The organism is Flavobacterium anhuiense (assembly GCF_050990855.1).
Lineage (GTDB): Bacteria > Bacteroidota > Bacteroidia > Flavobacteriales > Flavobacteriaceae > Flavobacterium > Flavobacterium anhuiense_C.
Genome location: NZ_CP158861.1, coordinates 2,718,474 through 2,741,654 on the forward strand (window position 1 = coordinate 2,718,474; position 23,181 = coordinate 2,741,654).

The following is a 23,181-nucleotide window of genomic DNA, read 5'->3' on the forward strand; positions in this document are numbered from 1 at the left end:
TTGCTCTATTTTAGTCGCAGCAAGAAATTATCACGGTTTAACCCAGAGGTATGATAGTGCCAGTTTACAGTCACGACTTCATTAATTATTTTTTTCAAAGTATTGAAATCGCTTGGCTTTTTGATGTAAATATTAGCGCCTTGGATAAAGGTATCTTCAATGTCTTCTTCAGAAGAAGAAGTGGAATAAATGGCAATAATTATATCTTTTAAGTGGTCCGTTTTTTTGATTTCAATCAAACATTCTTTACCTGTTTTTTTAGGCATGTTCAAATCTAGAAACAAAATATCTGGAAGTTTATTGTCTGGGTTCATCAAATGATCCATTAACTGCATTCCGTCATGAACAAAATTTACATTTGTCTGTATTTTTATTTCTTCAAAGGCATCTTTAAAGAAAAGACGGTCATCTTCATCATCATCGGCCAATAAAATGTGTAATGCGTTTTTTTGCATTTTAATTTGGTATTTGGGTTTTTATTTTAAATTTTCTCTTCGTTTCTTAATAATTCGCTGAAAAGCAGACGGCGTGATTCCGGTTGTGTTTTTAAACTGCGTACTCAAATGGGCAACACTTGAATAATTTAGTAAAAAAGCAATTTCGGTCAAACTCATTTCGTTGATAATAATCAGCTGTTTTGCTCTTTCAATTTTCTGTAAAATAATAAAATTTTCAATAGAAGAATAGGTTACTTCTGAGAAAACATTAGATAGATAACCGTAACTGTGATTTAGCTTTTCTGCCAAAAATACAGAACTTTTGTAATTATTACTATCATCCATAAATACAAGTTCGATAATGGCATCTTTAATTTTTTGCACCAAAACACTTTTTTGATTTTCAACCACTTCAAAACCGCATGGAGACAATTTAGTTTTTAAATTCTCCAATGCTTCGGCATCAAGATTGTCTTCAATCTCAATTTCACCAAATCCTAGAGTTGTAAAATTAATATTATTTTGTTCCAGGTTTTGTTTTAAATAAAGAGAGCATATAGTGTTAATGTCGAACTTTATAAATAGTTTCATTTTATAGAAATTTGGTTAAAGATACTTATTTTATTTGGTGTTTTTGCTTTTAAATGATATAGAATTACACGAAAATGTGATTTTAAAATAAAATTTTCAAAAAAATACCGTCTAATATTTTTTACTAGACGGTATTTCCCTGATTGAGTTGCAAGGATTTACAATTCTGACAGGATTTGATGAAATTCCTCTTTTGTTTTTCCCAGTTTTTGCTGAAGTTTTCCGTACATTTCGTCTTCTTTTCCTTCAGCAAACATCAAATCGTCATCTGTTAATTCAGCATATTTTTGCTTCAATTTTCCTTTCAACTCGTTCCAGTTTCCTTTTATTTCAGTAGTATTCATAATATCTCTTTTTTTCGGCTTTTATTAATATTGTAAAATTGCAAAAAATCAGTCGGGCTTTTGTTACATTTATTTTTCTGACTGTTGCATAATTTTCATTTTTTAAATCTTTTATTCCTGATATCTTCTCAGAATCCACGCCATTTTTTCGTGTTCTTGCAGTAATCCTGTTACAAAGTCTGCAGAACCTGCATCATTGGTTTCGTTCTCAAAAACAGGAATATAGTCTCTAAATTCAGTGATTAATTGTTCATGATTCTCTAAAAGTTCAGACAACATGCTTTTCTGAGAGGCATATTCTTTTGGAGATTCTTTTAAAGTAGAATTATCGATGAACTCTTTCATAGTTCCAATTGTTTTTTCTCCCAGTTGGTTAATGCGTTCTGCAACTTCATCAATTTTGGCTTCAAGAACGCGATATTGCTCTTCAAACAATTTATGCAGTTCCATAAAACTGTTTCCGGAAATATTCCAGTGAAATTTTCGAGTTTTTACATATAAGGTCATCTCGTTCGATAAAATCGTAGCTAAGATAGAAGCGCTTTTTTTTAAATTCTTTGGTGTGATTCCAATATTAGGGCTCATAATTGTCTTTTTTTAAGGGTTTATTTCAAAGTTACTTTCCAGTGCCTTTTTCCTGTTACAGAATTTTTAGAAGATGTTGTATGAATTCAATGTCAATTAGATAATGAGATAATGTGTCAATTAGATAATGTAAAAAATAGTTTAACGCATCGATTATTAATTATTTAATTGTCACATTTTCTAATTGACTAATTATCTAATTGTCACATTATCTCCATTATCTCATTATCAATTATAATTTGTAATTTTGCCGCACAAGCAAAATACAATATGACAACACAGCAACTACACGAACAAATTCTTCAAAAAAAATCATTTTTATGCGTTGGGTTAGATCCTGATTTAACTAAAATTCCGCAACATTTATTAGAAACAGAAGATCCTATTTTCGAATTTAATAAAGCAATAATTGATGCTACACATGATTTGACAGTTGGATACAAGCCAAATACGGCGTTTTTTGAAGCATACGGAATAAAAGGATGGATGTCTTTGCAGAAAACAATCAATTATATCAACGAAAATTATCCTGAGATTTTTACGATTGCAGATGCAAAACGAGGAGATATCGGAAATACTTCTAGTATGTATGCCAAAGCTTTTTTTGAAGATTTAAATTTTGATAGTGTAACCGTTGCTCCTTATATGGGAAAAGATTCTGTGGAGCCTTTTCTGGCATTCGAAAATAAACACACCATCATGTTAGCTTTAACATCGAATGAAGGTGCTTTCGATTTTCAGACTTTAGATGCAGGTGGAAAAGAATTGTACAAACAAGTTCTAGAAACTTCTAAAACATGGAAAAACATTGAAAACTTAATGTACGTTGTAGGTGCAACTAAAGCCGAATATTTTACAGAAATCAGAAAAATTGTTCCAGACAGTTTCTTGTTGGTTCCAGGTATTGGTGCCCAAGGCGGAAGTTTGTCTGAAGTATGCAAATACGGAATGAACGATACAGTTGGTTTATTGGTAAATTCTGCAAGAGCGATTATTTACGCTTCAAAAGGAACTGATTTCGCAGAAAAAGCAAGAGAAGAAGCTTTGAAGGTGCAACAGGAAATGGAGGCTATTATTAGTTCAAAGTTTCAGGTTTAAAGTTTCAAGTTTTACTTTGAACATAATTTTACCGCAAAGTTCGCAATGGTTTTTCGCAAGGTCCGCAAAGGGAAAATAACTTTGCGTTCATAGCGCAAACCTTTGCGAACTTTGCGGTTAAGCTCACATTCTAAAACTTGAAACTTGAAACAAATGAAACAACTAACAGATCAACTAGGAACAACTCACTCCTTTGAAAATACTCCAAAACGTATTATTTCGCTTGTGCCTTCGCAAACTGAATTGTTATATGATTTAGGTTTGGAAGATAAGATTGTCGGAATAACAAAGTTCTGTGTTCATCCATTTCATTTTAAATCGACTAAAAAGAGTGTTGGCGGAACGAAAAAGATTCATTTCGAAAAAATAAAACTTCTTGAACCTGATATTATTATTTGCAATAAAGAAGAAAATACTCAAGAGATTGTAACACAATTAAGCGCAATTTGTCCTGTTTGGGTTACAAATATCGTTTCTATTGAAGACAATTTTCAAATGATTTCAGATTTTGGGCAATTATTCAATTGTAGAACGGAAGCGCAAAAATGGAACAACAAATTGGCTTTCGCTTTAAGCGATTTTAAAAATTATATTCAGGATATAAAAGAAAAGAAAGCGGCATATTTTATATGGAAAAATCCTTATATGGTCGCAGGGAAAGATACTTATATAAACGAATTGCTAAAATTGAATCATTTTAAAAACATCTACGAAGAAAAAGGACGTTATCCAGAAATTGAGTTGAAAAAAATGCGTTTAGAAGGCGATCCAGATCTGGTTTTTCTTTCATCAGAACCATATCCTTTCAAAGAAGAAGATGCTTTTGAAATCGGAAGATTTACGCATCACGCCAAAACCATTTTCGTAGACGGTGAAATGTTTTCATGGCACGGCAGCAGGTTGTTAAAGGCTTTCTCTTATTTTAAGTTACTTCATGAAAGGTTGAAAAGTTAGTTTTCTTTTGTTTCAAGTTTCAAGTTTCAGATTGCTTCACGGTGCGTTGATTTAACCGCAAGGAGCGCAAAGATTTACGCAAAGTTCGCAAAGTTTATATTGATATAGCTTTGCGAACTTTGCGTCTTATGTAAGTCTTGAATATAAAAAAACTTGCGAACTTTGCGGTTAAATTATGTTCAAAGTAAAGTAACTTGAAACTAAAATAGATATAAAAAAGAATGCCGGAATCTCGAAGACGCCGGCATTATTTAACTAACCAAAACCAAAATAATAAATAACCAGTTTATTACATTACAAATGTCCTAAATATATTCATCTTAAGCTGTTAAGATCTTGTTATTACTTTGTTGGATATAAGTTAATGTTATAGTTTTAAAAGTTTCAAGTTTCAGGTTTCAAGTTACTAAGTGGTGTTTAACCGCAAAGGCTGCAAAGATATACGCAAAGTTCGCAAAGTTTTTTTATAAAGCTTTGCGAACTTTGCGTTTTATGTGAATCTAATAAATATAAAACTTGCGAACTTTGCGGTTAAAATTATGCTCAAAGCTACGCCAACTTGAAACAATTAAAACTTGAAACCTGAAACGAAAAAATCATAAAAAAGAATGCCGGCATCTCGAAGAAGCCGGCATCATTTAACTAACCAAAACCAAAATAATAAATAACCAGTTTATTACATTACAAATGTCCGACATATATCAATCTTATGCTGTTAAGGTTTTGTTATTACTTTGTTGGTCATACGTTAAGATTTTTCCAGTCCTGATTTTGAGCTTTTTACAGCATTACATACGCTTTGATTGACAAAATGCAATAACAATCTGTTTTGGTTGTAAAAATCTTAAAGATAGCCTTATTTGTTTGCTAAAGCATTAGAATTCATTGCGTTGTGTTTAAGTGAGAAATTAAGATTTCTAATAGAAATGCTGTTTTAAAATTACTTTTTGGTTTCTATATTGTATATTTTAAAAGTTCTTTAAAATAAGAAACCCGATAGGTTTTTACCTGTCGGGTTTGTATTTAGTTTCAAGGATAGAAAGCTTTAAAAACTTTAAGAAAAAACCACCGTTTTATTGCTATATACCATAGTTTTTCTTTCTGCATGTAATTTAATTGCTCTTGCTAGAACGATGCGCTCCAGATCACGTCCTTTCATGATGAAATCTTCTACAGAATGAATGTGAGAAACTCTCGCAATATCTTGTTCGATAATCGGACCTTCATCTAGTTCTTCTGTAACATAATGGCTTGTTGCGCCAATAATTTTCACACCGCGTTTAAAAGCCGAATGATACGGTTTTGCACCTGGAAAAGCCGGTAAGAACGAATGATGAATATTGATAATTTTATTTTCGTAAAGCGAAATCACTTTTGGAGTAACAATCTGCATGTAACGCGCCAAAACGATAAAATTGATTTGGTATCTTTTTAAAAGTTCAATTTGTCTTGCTTCTCCTTCCTCTTTGTTGTCTTTTGTAAAAGGTACATAGTGAAACGGAATGTCAAAACGTTCTGCAATCGAACGCAAATCATTGTGATTACTAATAATCATCGGGATTTCAACACCTAATTCGTCAGCACTGTAACGCCCTAAAATATCAAATAAGCAATGGTCGTATTTAGAAACAAATAAAGCCATTTTAGGTTTTTGTTCCTGATTGTACAAATCCCAAGACATATTAAAATCGGCAGCAATGGTCTTACTGAATTGTTCTTTAATACTGTCAATGCTATTGCTTTGGTTTGCAAATTCACATTCTAAACGCATAAAAAATACATTTTGCTCTACATCAACATGCTGGTCAATGTATGTAATGTTTCCTTCTACCTTAGCAATAAAAGTAGTCACAGCAGCTATAATCCCTTTTTGGTCTTTACAGTGAATGAGTATGGTAATTTTTTGCATTTTGGTCTTTTTTGTTTTTGGTTAGTAACAAAGTGACAAAGTATAAAAGTGACGAGGACTGCTTTGTATCTCTGTCACTTTGTAACTCTGTACCTCGTAAAAAATTATTTTCCGTCTTGCATTGCAAAAACACTTTTTAATAAAGGAGTAGTTCTTGCAGAAATGTCATTTCTGATTTCTTTTTCTTCAACAGCAATCATTTTAAAAACACCAGACAAAGCTTGATTTGTTGTATAATCAGTCAAATCTGGATTTATCTTTTTTACTAAAGGAATGGTGTTGTATTTAGTTATAATTTTTGTCCAGACTGCGTCTGCGCCCACTTTTTCAAAAGAGCTTTTGATTACTGGATTAAATTTGGCATATAAGGCAGTTGTGGTGCTGCTTTGCAAATAATTTGTTGCCGCGTTATCGCTTCCTAAAAGAATATTTTTAGCATCGGTGAACGTCATATTTTTTACAGCAGAAACAAAAATTGGGGTTGCTTCTTTTACAGCATCTTCTGCAGCACGATTCAACATTTTGATTCCTTCGTCTGCAAGAGAGCTTAAGCCCACTTTACGAAGCGTCGCATCTACTTTTTGTAATTCTTCTGGCATTAAAATTTTTACAGCTTCATTTTTATAAAAGCCATCTACAGCGGTTAATTTGCTCACTTGCTGTGTAATTCCTTTGTTTAACGCTTCTTTTAAACCTGCCGCAATATCAACGCCGCCAACTCCTGGAATTTGAGAAGATATTTGTGGTAATTGATTTAAAGTCTGTTGAACCTGTGCGCAAGAGGTAAGTGAAAATGTAACGGCTAATAGTAAAATCTTTTTCATTATGGGGTTTTATTTAAGTTTCAAAAATACTACTTATTCAAAAACAACGCCACAATTTTATTAAGAGAGAAGAAAGATTTTGTTTGATAACTAACAGAAATTACAATTGTTTAAGAACGAGAGAAAATTATGGGACTGAGATATATTTTAAATGCTTTTTGCGTTCTTTTTCCATTCAAAAAGTAAATCTTCAAAAAAGGATTTTATATCCTGTTCGCTGCCATCAACGAAAACTTCAAATTTGGTATTATCTTTTTTAGTTATCAATGCGTAAGGACAATAAGTTGCTCCAGCTCGTTTTCTGGTTTCAATTTTAATGATGTCTTTATAAAATGCATATTTAAGCTGATTATTTTTAGAGTCTCTTTTGTCAATCCAATACGTAGCAACTCGTTTATTCGTAAAAAAATTACCAGCGGTTTCGTTGGTGTTTTCACTATAAAATTTGTAGATAATTTCGTTTTTATCTAGCAATTTCAAGCTTTTTATATAATTCAGATCATTTTGATTTAAAGTCTTTTGAGTTTCTATTTTATTGCAAGAAATAAAGCAGATTAAAAAAATAATGGAAAAATATTTTGACATAAAATTATTTCTTCAAAAGATCGATTTTCTCTTTTGTACTTTCAATATAAACAGACATTTCACTGTATTTCCATGTTCCTCTTTTTTCGCCTACAACAAACAAAGTTCCTTTGCCTTTAGGGCCTTTTAAGGGAACTTGTACATCGCAAGTTCGTACATCATTGGTCGAAGTGACAGTTCCAGAAACTATTCCATCTGTTTCTATAGGAGACCCGAGTTTTTCAGTAACCGTTTTATTATTTTGGATCGCTACCATTGATTCCTTATAAGCTTCGGAATCTTTTATTATCGAAGTAACTTCATAAAAAATTCCACCAATAAATAAACCAACTATTACTAAAAGAGTTAAGCATCCGCTAGGAACAAACCATTTCCAGTTTCTGCTCAACCAGCTTTGTTTTTGTACTAACTCGTTTGAATCTTCCATAAATTTTAGTTTTTTAGGTGATAATAACAAAGCTAAAATAAGGATAAATTTCTTATGTATTACGTTATTTTTTTAGGTAAATCTACTGATTTTTAGATTTTTAAATTTCCTTTATTTTTCCAGTAGTTGGAACAAAAAAAAAAATCATCTCACAAGTTGTATAAGATGATTTCAAGAAAGCATTTGGGAATAGGTATTAATATAATAAGTTGGATTGAGGCTTGTATATTGAATTATTAGTATTTAAATCTTTTAATATAGTTTCGGTATAATCTTTACCTCCTTTTACAAGATAAAACAATGATTTTAGTACATCAATTGGCGTGTACGGAAAATTACGCCAGCTCAGCGACAAATTCAAAAAAAAGTGTTTCCAGGCATATTTAAAGGTGCCTTCGTTTGGGCGTATAAAATAGATATTCGATTCTTTAATCTTTTTTACCATTTTAGAAATAATAAAAGGGAACATTATAAATTTGCCTCCCTGCTGAATTAAAACGTTTATTTCAAATGGCGTAAGGCCTTCTATATTATTTGTTTTCATAATAGTTTAGATTTTAAACATTTATAAAAAGAAAGAACTAAGTAAAAGTGTAAAATAAAGAAAATTTGAAAGGTTTTTTAGCCTTTAAAAAGTTTAATGATGACACTTTAGGGTATGCCTTTTTCTTCTGATTCACGAAATAAAAAGAGAGAATCTATCAAAAAGATGACAAATTCTCTCTAAAAATATTGGCGTAAATTATTGATTTACAATTGCATTTTCTGGAAGCGATTCTCCATTTGGAGCAGTATCTTTTTCATAAACATCTTGAAAGAAACCAACTTCCCCTTTATCATTTACCAATGTGGTAAAATAAGTAATGTAAATCGGTACTTTTTTAGACAGTTTAAAACTGTTTTCTACTTTACCCGCCATAGCTTTATCAATTTTTGCTTGAGTCCATTCTGGATAATCTTTCAACATAGCAACAGCTAATTCTTTTGCCATTTTCACATTAATACATCCGTGGCTGAAAGTTCTTTTTTCAAAATCGAATAAAGTTTTAGATGGCGTATCGTGCATATATATATCCTCTTTATTTGGAAACATGAATTTTACCAATCCTAAAGAGTTGTCTGGTCCTGGTTTTTGTCTTACTTGGCCGTTAATCATTTCCATGTTTTTCTCCGCAAGATAATTTGGATCTGAAGCGATTTTAGATCTTAACTCGTTTTGCACAATACTTTGCGGTACTGTCCAATACGGACTAAAAACGATTCTGTCAATTTCTCCATTAAAAATGGTTGTTTTAGTTAAAGGTGCTCCAACGAATACAGGTGACGTCAATTGAACTTTTCCGTCCTTCACATAAATCAATTCGTAAGAAGGAACATTTACCAAAACATACTCATCGCTGGCAGCAATTGAAGCCGAAATTTCGCGGCATCTTTCCATGTTAAGTTTTAAACTCGCAACTTTATCTTCTAGCGGAACATTCATTTCATTAATATGTTCTTCTGCCAAAATATAATTAGGTTTAAAACCATTACGAACTTTATATTTCATTACGGCATCCATCAATTCACGATCGTAAACATCACTTTTAGAATCGGTTTTTAAATCTCCTAATAAATATAAACGAGTTCTTACTTGCGCAATCGTGTTTGAAACCGCATCTGGGCGTAAATCTTTATACGGAGTTTCTGCTGGAACGATTGGTTTCCATTTGCTTGATTTTTCTAATCTTTTATATTTTTTTAGAACATCTTGCAATTTATAATATTGGTCATATTCCACTTTTGCATCAGCATCAACAGTAGCAGTCTCTTCGATAGTACTATAGTTTAAGAAATCTTTCAGCATGGCATCATATGCAATTCTTTTCTTGTCTGCGTTACTTTTTTTAGTGTATAAGACATATAAAGAACTTAAAAGCATATCTGCATCCGTTTGAGACAACGTGCTTTTGTCTGATGAAGAACTAAACAATTGATCAATTTCTTTTTGATAAGGAATTACCAAATCATTTGTTTTTTTTGCTTTTTCGTACAAAACAGATCCAAATTCGCTGATTTCGTCTTCATCAAACCAAATCGTTCCAAGTGTTCTTGTTTTATACAACGACATCACATCAGATTTGTATTTTTTCAAATCCGAATATCTTTTAAAGAAGTCGTTTGAAATTTTGTCTACATCATTTTGGTTGTTGTAAACAGTTACATGATTTGAAGCTTTATATGTATGATTCTTGTTTTCAATTTTGTTAAAAGAAAATACAAAAAAACTCAAACCTAAAATTACGGTGAATGAATAAAATGTTCTCATTTTTTTAATTTTTACGTTACTACTTTTCTGTGGTAAGTTGCTGGTAAAAATTTGGGGCTTTTCTACAATGCTAAATTAATTTAGGAGTGCTCAAAACACGTTTTCATATTTTATTTAAATGTTGCGAAATTGCCATGTCATTAAGCTTTCTTTAACTATATCAATTAATTACGTAAATTGTTACCCATTCGATTTACGAAATCGATTTATTTTTGTTAACATAAAGCTATTGCGTTGATCAAATATTAAAATATTTTGTACATTGGTCGCATAAAATTATCATATTCATAAAATGGAACAACAAATACCATATATTCCTAAAAATAAAGTAAGAATTGTTACTGCTGCTTCGCTTTTTGACGGACATGACGCTGCCATTAATATCATGCGTCGTATAATACAGTCTACGGGCGTTGAGGTGATTCACTTAGGCCATGATCGTAGTGTTGAAGAAGTGGTAAATACCGCCATTCAAGAAGATGCTAATGCAATTGCCATGACCTCTTATCAAGGCGGACACAACGAATACTTTAAATATATGTATGATTTGCTTCGCGAAAAAGGAGCAGGACACATTAAGATCTTTGGTGGAGGAGGCGGAGTGATTTTGCCAAGTGAAATCGAAGAATTGCATGAGTATGGTATTACTAGAATTTATTCTCCAGACGACGGCCGTTCTTTAGGACTTCAGGGAATGATTAATGATTTGGTTGAACGTGCGGATTTTCCGATCGGAGATCAATTGAACGGAGAAATCGATCATATCGAAAATAAAGTTCCAACAGCAATTGCACGCTTGATTTCGGCTGCAGAGAATTTTCCTGAAATTGCAAAACCTGTTTTTGATAAAATTCACGATAGCAACGCTACTTCTAAAATTCCAGTTTTAGGAATTACAGGAACGGGTGGAGCAGGAAAATCTTCTTTGGTGGACGAATTGGTTCGCCGTTTCTTAATTGATTTTCCAGAAAAAACAATCGGATTGGTTTCTGTCGATCCTTCGAAAAGAAAAACAGGTGGAGCGCTTTTAGGAGACAGAATCCGTATGAATGCGATTAATAACCCGAGAGTTTATATGCGCTCGCTGGCGACACGTCAGTCGAATTTGGCTTTATCTAAATATGTAGCCGAAGCAATTCAGGTTTTAAAAGCAGCAAAATACGATTTGATTATTTTGGAAACTTCAGGAATCGGACAGTCTGATACCGAAATTATGGATCATTCCGATGTATCCTTATATGTAATGACGCCAGAATTTGGAGCGGCAACGCAATTGGAGAAAATCGACATGCTTGATTTTGCCGATTTGGTGGCTTTAAACAAATTTGATAAACGTGGCGCGCTTGATGCTTTACGCGATGTAAAAAAACAATACCAACGCAATCATAATCTTTGGGATAAAAATCCTGATGAAATGCCAGTTTTCGGAACTATTGCTTCTCAATTCAATGATCCGGGGATGAACACGCTTTATAAAGCGATCATGGATAAAGTTGCTGAAAAGACGAATTCAGACTTGAAATCGACTTTCCAAATCACTAAAGAAATGAGCGAGAAAATATTCGTTATTCCGCCAGGAAGAACACGTTATTTGTCTGAAATTGCTGAGAATAATAGAAATTATGATGAGACTGCAATTGCACAGCAAAAAGTAGCTCAGAAATTATACGGAATCTTTAAAGCGATAGAATCTGTTTCTGGAAAAATTCCTCAAATTACAAAAGCAGGAATCGACGATTCAACCGTTTTGCCAAGCGGAATTGCAGAACACGACGAAAACAGAATCTTCCTAAACCTTTTACTAAATCAATTTGATAAAGTAAAAATGGATTTAGATCCGTACAATTGGGAAATTATCCTGAATTGGGCAGATAAAGTAGCGAAATACAAAAATCCAGTTTACAGCTTTAAGGTTCGTGATAAAGAAATTAAAATCGCGACACATTCTGAAAGTTTATCGCATTTGCAAATCCCAAAAATTGCTTTGCCTAAATATGAAGGTTGGGGCGATATTTTGCGTTGGAATTTACAGGAAAATGTTCCTGGAGAATTTCCTTTCGCTTCTGGATTGTATCCGTTTAAACGTGAAGGCGAAGATCCGTCGAGAATGTTTGCGGGCGAGGGCGGACCAGAAAGAACCAACAAACGTTTTCACTATGTAAGTGCGGGAATGCCTGCAAAACGTCTTTCTACAGCTTTTGACAGTGTAACTTTGTACGGAAACGATCCAGATTTGCGTCCGGATATTTACGGAAAAATTGGAAATGCAGGAGTTTCAATCTGCTGTTTAGACGATGCTAAAAAACTATATTCAGGTTTCGATTTGGTTCATGCTTTGACTTCAGTGAGTATGACCATCAACGGACCTGCACCAATGCTTTTAGGTTTCTTTATGAATGCCGCAATCGATCAGCAATGTGAGATTTACATTAAAGAAAATGGTTTAGAAAAAGAAGTTGAGGCTAAAATAGTCAAATTATATAAAGAAAAAGGAATCGAAAGACCGAAATACCAGGGCGAACTTCCAGCAGGAAACAATGGTTTGGGATTAATGCTTTTGGGCGTTACGGGAGATCAGGTTCTACCTTTGGATATTTATAACGAAATAAAAGTAAAAACGTTAGCTCAAGTTCGTGGAACGGTTCAGGCTGATATTTTAAAAGAAGATCAGGCACAGAATACCTGTATTTTCTCAACTGAATTTGCACTGCGATTAATGGGAGACGTTCAGGAATATTTTATTACTAAAAACGTTCGTAATTTCTATTCGGTTTCGATTTCAGGATATCATATTGCCGAGGCGGGAGCGAACCCAATTACACAATTGGCATTTACGCTTTCAAATGGTTTCACTTACGTGGAATATTATTTGAGCCGAGGCATGAACATCAATGATTTTGGACCAAATTTATCGTTCTTCTTCTCGAATGGAGTAGATCCAGAATATTCGGTTATTGGTCGTGTGGCGCGTAAGATTTGGGCAAAAGCGATGAAACTGAAATACGGAGCCAACGAAAGAGCCCAAATGTTGAAATACCATATTCAGACTTCTGGACGTTCGTTACACGCACAAGAAATTGATTTCAATGATATCAGAACAACTTTGCAAGCTTTGTATGCGATTTACGACAACTGTAATTCATTGCACACCAATGCTTACGACGAAGCAATTACAACACCAACAGAAGAATCGGTACGTCGCGCGATGGCGATTCAGCTGATTATCAATAAAGAATTAGGTTTAGCGAAAAACGAAAACCCAATTCAAGGTTCATTCATCATCGAAGAATTAACCGATTTAGTCGAAGAAGCTGTTTTACAAGAATTCGACAGAATTACAGAAAGGGGAGGAGTTCTAGGTGCAATGGAAACGATGTACCAGCGTTCTAAAATTCAAGAAGAAAGTTTGTATTACGAAACCTTAAAACACAACGGAGATTTTCCAATTGTGGGTGTAAATACATTCTTGAGTTCAAAAGGTTCGCCAACGGTAATTCCAGCTGAGGTAATTCGTGCCACAGAAGAAGAAAAACAATATCAGATTACGATGCTGGATAACCTGCATAATTTCCACGAAGCAAAAGTAAACGAGCATTTAAGCCAGTTACAAGAAGCCGCCATTAAAAACGAAAACTTATTCGATTATTTAATGGAAGCTACAAAGGTTTGTTCGTTAGGACAGATTACTTCGGCGTTGTTTGAGGTTGGTGGGCAGTATAGAAGGAATATGTAATTTTTGTACTTATAGATTTATAGAAGAACCTCTCAAGATTTTTTGAGAGGTTTTTTTGTTTTGTAAATTTTATCATTTTACAGTATTCTATCGATGAATTTAGTCTTCATACTTGTTTTCCCCAAGCTAGCGAGAGGGTCTCGCTCGTGAACACAAAGTTTATCCTCTCCAATTTGTCATTTCGACCGAAGGGAGAAATCACACTAGTAATTCTACAAAGATTGGCAATATAGATTGTCGATTTCCGAGTGTGATTTCTCCCTTCGGTCGAAATGACAATATTGTGGTTATTTCTCAATGAGTACTATAAAAGTTCCGTAGGAACGAATCATATTGTAGGGATGGATTTTAATCCATCCTCCGTATATAATGTCGCCAATCTTTGTAGAGTTTCTCGCGAAGATTTGCTTCGCTTGTTCGCTATCTATCGCTCGCGTTTCCTTACGTTAAAATGATAAGATTATAAAAAAAAACTTTACAACTTAGCTCTCGATAACTATCGGGATTGCGTGATTTTTTGATATTAAACTTTTCATCTTCGCAAATAAAAATTATACCAACATATCTCAAAAAAAATCAAAGCGTTTAATTCTTTAAGATGGTTTAAGTCTTTTATTAAATTATTCAAAGACTTTAATTTTTTTGCAAATGAACAAACGTTATTATATTTACTACAAAATAACCGAAACCAAAAACTAAAAATGAAACAGTTACTAGCTATTTTAATCATTGTTTTTTCATTTGCCTCTTGCGATAGTGAAGATCAAGAAGTAGATAATAGTCCACTAACCACAACAATTAATATTGATGTTACGTATCCTAAAAGAAGTATCCTTAGCGAGTGGGAAATAAATTTCAAATTTGAATATGATAATAACGGGAGGCTTATCAAAAAAAATGGCGGTTATGGATTATTCCCTGCCGATTTTCTTTATAATGCTTATTTTAATGATCAAATGTATACGACACTAACCTATGTTGATAATAAAGTTACTGTTCAAGATTTTTCAGAAGATCCAATTGCGCAGCCAAAGATATTTTATGTTGTAAATGGTGTAAATCGTATTGAAGAGAAGGAAAAACCAAATCTAAGAGATTCTCAATTTTCAGAAAAACTATTTTACAAATACTCTGGTGATAAATTGATTGAAATAGTAACTGTTTTTCCATATAGAACATCATCAAAATATGTACTAACTTATAGTGAAAAGTTTTATTATGATAGGAACAACAATCTGATAAAAACGGAGTCTGAGGAACTTCATAATGGAGTATATGAAGGGATAAAAACCGTTAGAACTTTTGAGGATTATGATACTTCTTTAAATCCCTTTAAAAGATTAAATTTATTGGAAGAGTACTTTTATCGTTCCCTTTCAAAGAATAATTTTAGAAAATATACAGAAGAACGTTTTGATATGTATTTAGGAAATCTTTCTTCCAGAAGTTTGACTTGGACATTTCAATATAATAATACGGGAACAATAATTATAAGGCATTAGCCCTAAAATAGAAGTGAAAGACCATTGTAAGAACAAAAAAATATCATTTTACGGCATTCCTCAATTTAAAAGAAATTTGTTTGTATATATTAGCAATCAGAAAAATAGAAATGAAAAGCTTTATTAGAAATGCTAATCAGTTTTAAAACCAAAAACTTATATACTAACTTCAAAAATTAATTTTAAATGAAAAAAAGCATTTTTATTCTAGGATTGCTATTTATTACAAGCTTGAGTTTTAGCCAGACCAAGATTAAGGAGGATGTGAAAGCAATTAATAAAACGGAAAACAAAACATACGATTCAAAACTTTTTGGATGCTGGAAAGGCTCTGAAATAGGGCAACAACAAGATGGAGTGAGTAAGTATTGGGTTTCTTGCCGTTTTGAAGACGGAACAAGTGCTTTGTTATTCGTTGTAATTTACCCAAGCGGAAAAGTCGATCAAACAACTGAAAATGGAAAATGGTGGGTTGAAAACGGAAAGTATTATGAATTACATAATTATGATGGTGTAATCGATGTTTATGACTATCAAGTTACAGAAGAAGGAATTAATTTTCAATCGATTGAATTAATGGGGAAAAAGGACAATACTTATAAATTTACCGATTATAAAATCTCAGATTAATGGAAAAGACAGGATCTGATAAAAAAACTCTCAGAAATGGGAGTTTTTTTTATATCAATTTAAGTTTTATTAAACCTTCTTTTTTATTGTTGTTTTTGGTTTACGTTTTAGTTTGTCGATAAGAGCATCAGCTTTTGCATTTTGAGAAATAGAACGTAACGATTCTGCGTAGCGGTAATAATATACAGGATCTAAATCTGTGGTTAAAGAGAAAAGTTCACTATACCATTCGGCTGCTTTTTCTAGTTCGCAATTAGAATAAGAAGAATTTCCTAGTTTTTGAAACAAGTCTACAGATTTATAGCCCTTTGCAGCAACCTTTTCGTAAGTCTTTATGACATCGACATAGACGTACTTTTCGCCGACTTTGTCAGTTCTATAATAGGTTTCATTTTGCGCAGCTGCGCGAATAGAAAATACGATTAACGGTACTAAAAGTGCTAATTTTTTCTGCATAGGTTTTAGTTTAGGTTGTGGTATTTAATCGTATTCTTAATTGTTTTTTTAAAATCTTTTTAAATGCAAAAAAAATCGCATTAAGCAATTATAAACTTCAAAATATTGTTTTTATTATAGGCTTAATGCAGTTTTTATATTACAAAGATATGAAAATCAACAATATGTGTGATTTTAAGGTCCGTTTTTTTGATTTTTATCATTTCGTTACTGTCTGAAAATCAATTGGTTTTAAATGTTTGAATATCCTTTTGGAGAAAGAGATTTAGGATCGGATTTAATGTAATAACTTTATATATAGGAAAGAATATAAAGATGAATATATCAGAATATTTTAATAAAATTGAAGCTTTACAGGAAGGGAAAAGCATAATCCTTCAAGCCAACTACGCTGATTTGGAGTTTTGTATTCAAAAAATAAAGAACATTAGGGCGGTACGGACTTTTTCTCTTGATGCTTTACGGAGCAAAGAAAATTTAGAAAATAATGTTTTAAATAAGGATATTATAAACAAGTTTTCAGGTCATTTAGGTTTGTTATTTCTTGAAGAGCAAGAATCTGGAAATGTTTGTTTTGCCAACAACGATGAGGTGAGACCAGAATACAGACAAAGTTTTAAATTGATTGATTTGCTGGATTATATTTATGCTTATATGCATTCTTCTTTTTTTAATGAATCTCAAAATATAATCCTGACGTCAGATACAAATCTTTTTTGGAAATTGGTTAGAATTGGTTCTGGTTTTAGAAAGCAGAATATATAAAAAAGCATCCGCCGCGACGGATGCTTTTAATTCTTTGGGGGCAAAAAATTAACGACGGAAAGAAGGACTCTGATTAACAGTTTGGTCTAACTTTACTGTCTTTACTTTTTTAGCAGCAACTTTAATTTCGTGTTTCGCAACTTTGTCGTTCGCTTTCACTTCAAGAACATAAGTTCCAGCAGGAAAACTTTCTAAACTAATTGTTTTTGAAACTTCTAATTTGTCTGCTGCAGATTCTCCCGCATAAAGTAAATTGTGATTCTCGTCGTAGATAGAGAAAGATGCATTTTCTACAGTGTCTAAAGTAAAGCTAACTACTTTTCCGTTTCCTGTTTTGATATTTAAAATGTAATCACCTTTTCCGTCTAGGGCGTAGGTAAACACAGTCGCTAAAAAAAAGGCAGCAACTAAACCAGCTTTGGTAAATTTTGTCATGTTTTTTTTAAATTGTTTATTACTAAATGTGGAACGCGTAAAACTACAAATACAAATTTAATTTTTAGCAATAAATCAGCATTTTTAAATGCTTAAGTTGTTGAATTGTAATTATTTCTGTATTTTGTTTGAACTATGTACGTAATTACTGTGTTTTTGGATTTGTTTTAATGAATGTTTTTTAAGACTTAAAAATCAAAGAGTTGGAATTAATAAGAATAATTTTCAGAAAATTTATTTGTTTTATGATTTTGCTTCAAACCTTAAACAAAAAAGCAGCTCTGGAAAAAAAAGCTATTCAAATTTAACCGCAAAGTACGCAAAGATTTATGCAAAGCACGCTAAGTTTTTTAGAATAAAAAAAAGTTCGAAAAGCTTAAAATTAAACTTTGCGAACTTTGCGTAATCTTTGTGTCTTTGCGGTAAAAAGCAAAGTGTAGAGCAAAAAAAACAGCTCTATAACCAAAGAGTTGTTTCTCAAAAAGTAATTTTAAAATTTTCTAACCTTGATTTAAACCTTTTCTGTACGGCTAAATCCTTAGCGGGCAGCAACACTTGAATTTTTGGCAAAACCTGCTTTGTAAGCATAAGAAATTGCATTTTTAGATAAAACTGCATTATCAGTTATTGTAATTTCATATTTTGCTTTTTTTACATTGTCTTCTACTTCTAAGAAATATGTTCCTTCCGGAAATTCTTCTAAACTGAAAGTTCTTAAAATTCCATCTTTTCCAGAGGCGCTCTCAGAATAAATTAAAGTCCCGTCATTGTCATAAATAGCTAAATTGGCTTTCTGTACTTTGTTAAGAGCGAAAGTGATCAGTTTTCCATTAGCTTTTAATACATGAAGATTAAATTCTCCATTTCCATCAATTGCGTAAGTGCTTATTCCTGTGAAAAGCAACGCTGCTACTAAACTCAATTTTGCAATCTTTTTCATGGTACTTAGTTTTTAAATTATTAGTTCTAATTCTCTGATGCTAAATTACTTATATAGTACGATGAAAAGTGCAACTGTATTTTCTGATTTCTATGCTATATTCTCATTTACGAAACCGTTATAGGTTAAAACGTGAATTATATTTATTGTTTTTGTTAATTCAGTTATTATTTTTCAATATTTTAATTGATTTTAACTTTACAGTGGGTTAAGGATTTATTTACAAAAAAAACAGGAGTTTCGCAAAGATTCACAAAGAAATAAAACACAAAGATTCGCAAAGCTTAAAAATGAACTTTGCGAATCTTTGTGAAAAAACTTAGTGAATCTTTGTGGTATAATCCAAAAAAATAAAGCAAAAAAAAACAGCTCAGTAACCACAAAGAGCTGTTTTTAAAACTTTTGAAAGTTTTTAAACTTACTAACTATCTAACCTCACTTATACTTTATGAAAGCATAACTTTTTTAGCGTGTTGCCACGCTAGTATTTTTATCAAAACCTGGTTTGTAAACGGAAGAAACTGCTTTTTGAGATAAAACAGAAACATCATCACTTACTATTATTTCGTATTTTGATTTTTTTACATTGTCTTCTACTTCTAAAAAGTACGTTCCTTCTGGAAATTCTTCTAAACTAAAAGTTCTTAAAATTCCGTCTTTACCTGAAGCACTTTCAGAATAAATTAGAGATCCATCCTTATCATAAATCGCTAAGTTGGCTTTTTGCGTTTGGTTAAGACCAAAAGTGATCATTTTGCCATTAGCTTTAATTACATGCAGGTTGAAATCTGCTGTTCCATCAATTGCATATGTGCTAATTCCTGTGAAAAGCAACGCTGCTACTAAACTCAATCTAACAATCTTTTTCATGGTATTTAGTTTTTAAATTAATAGTTCTAATTCTCTGATGCTAAATTACTTCCGTTGTAAGTAAAAAAGCACAACTATATTTTCCTATTTATATGCTGTATTCTCATTTACGAAACCGTTATAGGTTAAAATTTGAATTATATTTATCGTTTTTGCTAAAACACCTATTATTTTTCAACGTTTTTGGTGATTTTTAATTTACATTACGGTAAAGATTTCTTTAAAAATGTAGGAATGTTTTTTTTTTTAAGATGCTAAGGTGCTAAGATTCTGAGATGCTAAGTTTCTCTTTGGAGTTTTAATTGTGGAGACGAACTACAGTGCGTCTAACGTTTGGTTTGGAAGTTTTTTTTTTGTCGTTTATTTGACCGCAGAGATCGCAGAGGTTTTACGCAAAGAGCACTGAGTTTTTGTTGAGTAAATTCTATATAATAAAAAAGTTCGCAAAGCTTATAAAGATAAAGCTTTGCGAACTTTGTGTTTATGTGTATAATCTTAGTTTAAAAAAATACTTTGTGAGCTTTGCGTAATCTTAGTGCCTTTGCGGTAAAAAAATCTTAGTGGTAAAAAAGTATAGAGCAAAAAAAAACAGCTCAGTAACCACAAAGAGCTGTTTTTAAAACTTTTGAAAGTTTTTAACTTACTAACTATCTAACCTCACTTTTTATACTGTATTAGAGTATAAAGTTTTAAGTGCCTTGAAGAATTGCACTTAGCGTTACTATTTTCTTAGTTTAATGAAGTAGTTCCTTTTGAAGACAAAGTAGAACTAGTTGCATTTACTGTGATATCGTATTTTACTTTTTTGAAGCTATCAGCAACTTCTAAAATATATTTTCCTTGTGGAAACTCTTCTAAACTGAAAGTTCTTAAGATCCCTTCTTTACCAGAAGCGTTCTCAGTATAGATTAAAGTTCCATTTGTATCATATATACTGATAACTGCTTTTTGTAATTGATTAATTCCAAAAGCAATTACCTTGCCATTTCCTTTCAATACATGAAGATTTAACGCTTCATTACCATCAATTGCATAAGTACTCATTCCTGTTAGAAGTACCGCACATACTAAACTTAATTTCATAATCTTTTTCATATTCTATAGTATTAAATTTTTTTCGTTCATTTCTCTGATGCAAAGTTAGAGCAGCAGTTGTGGGATTTTAACATCTATATTTTCCAATTTATATGCTATATTCTCATTTACGAAACCGTTATATGTTAAAATTTGACTTTAATGTTGTGTTTTTGTTAATTTGATTGTTTTTCTTCAAAGTTTTTCAAAAACTAAATACTTCATAAAATTTCCGTTTTTCTTACAATTTTTAACATATTGGTATAAAATGCAGTTTTAAATGGGATAAATAAAAAAAAAGTCGGAAAAAAAAATAAGACCCTAAAAAAAAGCCAATTTAGATGTGAAATTTTCAGTATTAAGAACGTTATTTTAATGTAAAATTCGCATTTACGAAACCGTTATAGGTTAAAATTTAAATTATTTTAGGCGTTTTTGTTAAATTTGCTATTATTTTTTAAAGAAATTATCATGAAGACTATTGCCCCAGCTCTTGAAGTGATAACTAACTCATACGGAAGTTCTTTTACCTACACTAAACACGCCGAAAAGACCAATAGCAAAGCTCATTTATGGCATTATCATCCAGAAATTGAGTTGGTTTATATAAATGGTGGGGCTGGAAAAAGACAAATAGGAAGCCATGTTTCTTATTATACCAATGGTAGTTTACTTTTAATAGGAGCTAATTTGCCGCATTGCGGTTTTACAAATGAGCAGACAGGGAATACAACTGAAACTGTAATTCATATAAAACCTGAATTTTTAGGAAGCGATTTTTTTGTTGCCCCTGAAATGAAAAAGGTGCAGAATATTTTGAAACAAGCTAAAGGTGGAATTGCTTTTGGCGGTGAAACGAAAAAACGTATCGGAAAGAAAATTGAAATGATGGAAAATGAACCGCCATTTCAAAGATTGATTACGCTTTTGAGTGTTCTGGATGAATTGGAGTCAGCTGAAGAGTATACCATTCTAAATGCAGACGGATTCTCGATGGAACTTCAAACTCAAGATAACGACCGTATGAATGTGGTTTTCAACTTTGTAAAAGATCATTTTCAGGAATCAATCTCTATAGATGAGGTTTCAAGTTTGGTAAGCATGACTACGCCTTCGTTTTGTCGTTATTTCAAAAAGATTTCAAACAAAACATTTACTGAGTTTGTAAATGAATATCGTTTGGTACACGCTTCTAAACTTTTGGCAGAACAGCCAATGAGCATTAATGAAGTTTGTTACGAAAGCGGATTTAATAACTTCAGCCACTTTAGTAAATCGTTTAAACAATATACAGGTAAAAGCGCTTCGCAATACCGCCATGAACATAAGATTATAATTAGCTAAGTTTTTAAGCTGAGTTTTCTTTAGCCACTAATTCACGAATATTTTAAAAAATTCGTGAATTAGTGGCTATCTTTTTTACCGAAAACACTAGTCGGATTTTTCATATATTTTATTCTGAAAAAAAGTATATTTACAAACCCTAATCAGAAAAAAATATCGAAAATGGAAAAAATCAAAATGCTATTGTCTGCATTTTTGCTTTGTCTTACCACCATGACATACGCTGCAAAAGTAGACACTTTACAAGTTGCCAGCACGGCTATGGGAAAAACCTATAAAGCGGCTGTTGTTTTACCCAATTCTTATACAAAAAGCAAAACAGCTTTTCCTGTAATGTATCTGTTGCATGGTGCATACGGACATTTTAGCGATTGGCTTAAAAATACTCCAAACAAAAAACTAGTTCATAATCTGGCAGACCAATATAATATGATAATTGTAATGCCAGAAGGAGAGATGTTTAGTTTTTATATTGATAGTCCTGTAAATAAAGAAAGTCAGTTTGAGACTTTTATTACGCAGGAAGTGATTCAGAAAGTAGACAAAACATATAAAACAATTGCTAATAAAAACGGTAGGGTAATTACAGGTCTTTCGATGGGCGGACATGGTGCGTTGTATTTATCTGCAAAGCATCCCGATTTATTCTGCGCAGCTGGAAGTATGAGTGGAGCCGTAGATATGAGCACAATGTTGAATAGAGATTCTTCTGCGCAAATTGTGAAATTAATGCAGCCTGTTTTTGGTGATAAAAGCGGTAATACAGAATTGTATGAGCAGCATTCTGTTTTGAGAATGGCCGATAAATTAAAAGCCAATAAATTGCCATTAATTATAGATTGTGGTGTAGATGATTTTTTAATTGAACCCAACAGAGAATTGCACAGAAGGTTGGTATATAATAAAGTTGACCACGATTATACCGAAAGGCCAGGAGCGCATACTTGGGAATATTGGGAGAATTCGCTTCCTTATCACACATTGTTTTTTAGTAAGATACTGCTAAAAACTAAAGTAAAGTAGTTGTTAAAATGTTGATTTTTAGTTGATAATGTGTTTTTATTGTTTTTAGTTAAAAACTACGTTTTTTTAAGAAATTGATAAAAAACAGGTCTTTATTTTTTATTTTTCGAAAGTTAAGACCTGTTTTTCTATTGGTTCTAAATCGTTGTGTATTATTTTTCTTATTTGTGGTGTTCCATTCATCGATGATTTTTGAATGATATCGATTTTACTTCTTTTTAATTGAGGGCATTTGTGATATTAACTAATTTTAACAAATGTTTTTCCCCCTGATCGTTAATGTCAGATTTTTTCTGAGGGTCAAGTCTTTTTTTAAGAGTTTTAGATTTTGTGCTTCATAATTTTTG

At 32.1% G+C, this 23,181-nt stretch carries 23 protein-coding genes; 8 read left to right on the forward strand and 15 right to left on the reverse strand.

Annotation, left to right across the window (positions count from 1 at the left end; translation table 11 throughout):
- Positions 1-5: 5 nt before the first annotated feature.
- From ABTV69_RS12080 to ABTV69_RS12095, 4 genes are all read right to left on the reverse strand, one after another.
- Positions 6-455: a response regulator gene (locus ABTV69_RS12080; protein WP_125719171.1), complete on the reverse strand. Its 450-nt coding sequence runs from the start codon at positions 453-455 to the stop codon at positions 6-8.
- Positions 456-476: 21 nt separating this feature from the next.
- Positions 477-1,028 (reverse strand): helix-turn-helix domain-containing protein, encoded by a 552-nt coding sequence (locus ABTV69_RS12085; RefSeq protein ID WP_433829067.1) that lies wholly within the window; start codon positions 1,026-1,028, stop codon positions 477-479.
- A 158-nt stretch (positions 1,029-1,186) separates the two neighbouring features.
- Complete coding sequence (locus tag ABTV69_RS12090; protein WP_111365179.1) at positions 1,187-1,372, reverse strand: CsbD family protein; 186 nt, start codon at positions 1,370-1,372, stop codon at positions 1,187-1,189.
- Between the two features lie 111 nt (positions 1,373-1,483).
- Positions 1,484-1,957, reverse strand: coding sequence for a Dps family protein (locus ABTV69_RS12095; protein WP_433829069.1), 474 nt, complete (start codon positions 1,955-1,957; stop codon positions 1,484-1,486).
- A gap of 270 nt (positions 1,958-2,227) precedes the next feature.
- Here ABTV69_RS12095 and pyrF point away from each other — a divergent pair, with 270 nt between their 5' ends.
- Positions 2,228-3,055 (forward strand): orotidine-5'-phosphate decarboxylase, encoded by an 828-nt coding sequence (gene pyrF, locus ABTV69_RS12100; RefSeq protein ID WP_433829071.1) that lies wholly within the window; start codon positions 2,228-2,230, stop codon positions 3,053-3,055.
- Between the two features lie 153 nt (positions 3,056-3,208).
- The gene (locus ABTV69_RS12105; protein ID WP_433829073.1) at positions 3,209-4,009 is read left to right on the forward strand and encodes an ABC transporter substrate-binding protein; all 801 of its coding nucleotides are present in this window, start codon (positions 3,209-3,211) and stop codon (positions 4,007-4,009) included.
- Positions 4,010-5,063: 1,054 nt separating this feature from the next.
- On the opposite strand, the gene purU is transcribed toward ABTV69_RS12105, so the two are convergent.
- The 6 genes from purU to ABTV69_RS12135 all read right to left on the reverse strand — a co-directional run bounded on the left by purU (position 5,064) and on the right by ABTV69_RS12135 (position 10,062).
- Positions 5,064-5,918, reverse strand: a complete 855-nt coding sequence (gene purU, locus ABTV69_RS12110; RefSeq protein WP_433829074.1) for a formyltetrahydrofolate deformylase — start codon at positions 5,916-5,918, stop codon at positions 5,064-5,066.
- 104 nt (positions 5,919-6,022) lie between these two features.
- The gene (locus ABTV69_RS12115; RefSeq protein ID WP_433829076.1) at positions 6,023-6,742 is read right to left on the reverse strand and encodes a DUF4197 domain-containing protein; all 720 of its coding nucleotides are present in this window, start codon (positions 6,740-6,742) and stop codon (positions 6,023-6,025) included.
- Positions 6,743-6,889: 147 nt separating this feature from the next.
- Positions 6,890-7,216, reverse strand: a complete 327-nt coding sequence (locus ABTV69_RS12120) for a hypothetical protein (protein ID WP_433829078.1) — start codon at positions 7,214-7,216, stop codon at positions 6,890-6,892.
- A gap of 115 nt (positions 7,217-7,331) precedes the next feature.
- Entirely contained in the window at positions 7,332-7,754 is a 423-nt protein-coding gene (locus ABTV69_RS12125; protein WP_433829080.1) for a cytochrome c oxidase assembly factor Coa1 family protein, read from the reverse strand.
- A 196-nt stretch (positions 7,755-7,950) separates the two neighbouring features.
- Complete coding sequence (locus tag ABTV69_RS12130; protein ID WP_433829082.1) at positions 7,951-8,298, reverse strand: hypothetical protein; 348 nt, start codon at positions 8,296-8,298, stop codon at positions 7,951-7,953.
- Between the two features lie 198 nt (positions 8,299-8,496).
- Positions 8,497-10,062, reverse strand: a complete 1,566-nt coding sequence (locus ABTV69_RS12135) for a L,D-transpeptidase family protein (protein ID WP_433829084.1) — start codon at positions 10,060-10,062, stop codon at positions 8,497-8,499.
- A gap of 292 nt (positions 10,063-10,354) precedes the next feature.
- Between ABTV69_RS12135 and ABTV69_RS12140 the strand changes: the two genes are divergently transcribed.
- The 3 genes from ABTV69_RS12140 (at position 10,355) to ABTV69_RS12150 (ending at position 15,927) form a co-directional block, all read left to right on the forward strand.
- The gene (locus ABTV69_RS12140; RefSeq protein ID WP_433829086.1) at positions 10,355-13,795 is read left to right on the forward strand and encodes a methylmalonyl-CoA mutase family protein; all 3,441 of its coding nucleotides are present in this window, start codon (positions 10,355-10,357) and stop codon (positions 13,793-13,795) included.
- A 701-nt stretch (positions 13,796-14,496) separates the two neighbouring features.
- Positions 14,497-15,297 (forward strand): hypothetical protein, encoded by an 801-nt coding sequence (locus tag ABTV69_RS12145; protein ID WP_433829088.1) that lies wholly within the window; start codon positions 14,497-14,499, stop codon positions 15,295-15,297.
- Between the two features lie 186 nt (positions 15,298-15,483).
- The gene (locus tag ABTV69_RS12150) at positions 15,484-15,927 is read left to right on the forward strand and encodes a hypothetical protein (RefSeq protein WP_433829090.1); all 444 of its coding nucleotides are present in this window, start codon (positions 15,484-15,486) and stop codon (positions 15,925-15,927) included.
- A gap of 69 nt (positions 15,928-15,996) precedes the next feature.
- Here the strand turns inward: ABTV69_RS12150 and ABTV69_RS12155 are convergent, their stop codons facing one another.
- Positions 15,997-16,383 carry a flagellar motor protein MotB gene (locus ABTV69_RS12155; protein ID WP_433829092.1) on the reverse strand — a complete coding sequence of 129 codons (387 nt, stop codon included), beginning with the start codon at positions 16,381-16,383 and terminating at the stop codon, positions 15,997-15,999.
- 315 nt (positions 16,384-16,698) lie between these two features.
- On the opposite strand from ABTV69_RS12155, the gene ABTV69_RS12160 reads away from it, so the two are divergent.
- Positions 16,699-17,148, forward strand: coding sequence for a hypothetical protein (locus tag ABTV69_RS12160; protein WP_433829094.1), 450 nt, complete (start codon positions 16,699-16,701; stop codon positions 17,146-17,148).
- A gap of 48 nt (positions 17,149-17,196) precedes the next feature.
- On the opposite strand, the gene ABTV69_RS12165 is transcribed toward ABTV69_RS12160, so the two are convergent.
- The 4 genes from ABTV69_RS12165 to ABTV69_RS12180 form a co-directional block, all read right to left on the reverse strand.
- A complete protein-coding gene (locus ABTV69_RS12165; RefSeq protein ID WP_433829096.1) occupies positions 17,197-17,583 on the reverse strand; it encodes a secretion protein in 387 nt (128 codons plus the stop codon).
- Between the two features lie 538 nt (positions 17,584-18,121).
- Positions 18,122-18,523, reverse strand: a complete 402-nt coding sequence (locus tag ABTV69_RS12170; RefSeq protein ID WP_433829098.1) for a T9SS type A sorting domain-containing protein — start codon at positions 18,521-18,523, stop codon at positions 18,122-18,124.
- A 465-nt stretch (positions 18,524-18,988) separates the two neighbouring features.
- Positions 18,989-19,393 (reverse strand): T9SS type A sorting domain-containing protein, encoded by a 405-nt coding sequence (locus ABTV69_RS12175; protein WP_433829100.1) that lies wholly within the window; start codon positions 19,391-19,393, stop codon positions 18,989-18,991.
- Between the two features lie 729 nt (positions 19,394-20,122).
- Positions 20,123-20,488 (reverse strand): T9SS type A sorting domain-containing protein, encoded by a 366-nt coding sequence (locus ABTV69_RS12180; protein ID WP_433829102.1) that lies wholly within the window; start codon positions 20,486-20,488, stop codon positions 20,123-20,125.
- Positions 20,489-20,938: 450 nt separating this feature from the next.
- On the opposite strand from ABTV69_RS12180, the gene ABTV69_RS12185 reads away from it, so the two are divergent.
- Both ABTV69_RS12185 and ABTV69_RS12190 read left to right on the forward strand, forming a co-directional pair.
- The gene (locus tag ABTV69_RS12185) at positions 20,939-21,811 is read left to right on the forward strand and encodes an AraC family transcriptional regulator (RefSeq protein WP_202000552.1); all 873 of its coding nucleotides are present in this window, start codon (positions 20,939-20,941) and stop codon (positions 21,809-21,811) included.
- A 162-nt stretch (positions 21,812-21,973) separates the two neighbouring features.
- On the forward strand, positions 21,974-22,834 hold the full coding sequence (locus tag ABTV69_RS12190; protein WP_433829104.1) for an alpha/beta hydrolase: 861 nt from the start codon (positions 21,974-21,976) through the stop codon (positions 22,832-22,834).
- Positions 22,835-23,181 lie beyond the last annotated feature (347 nt).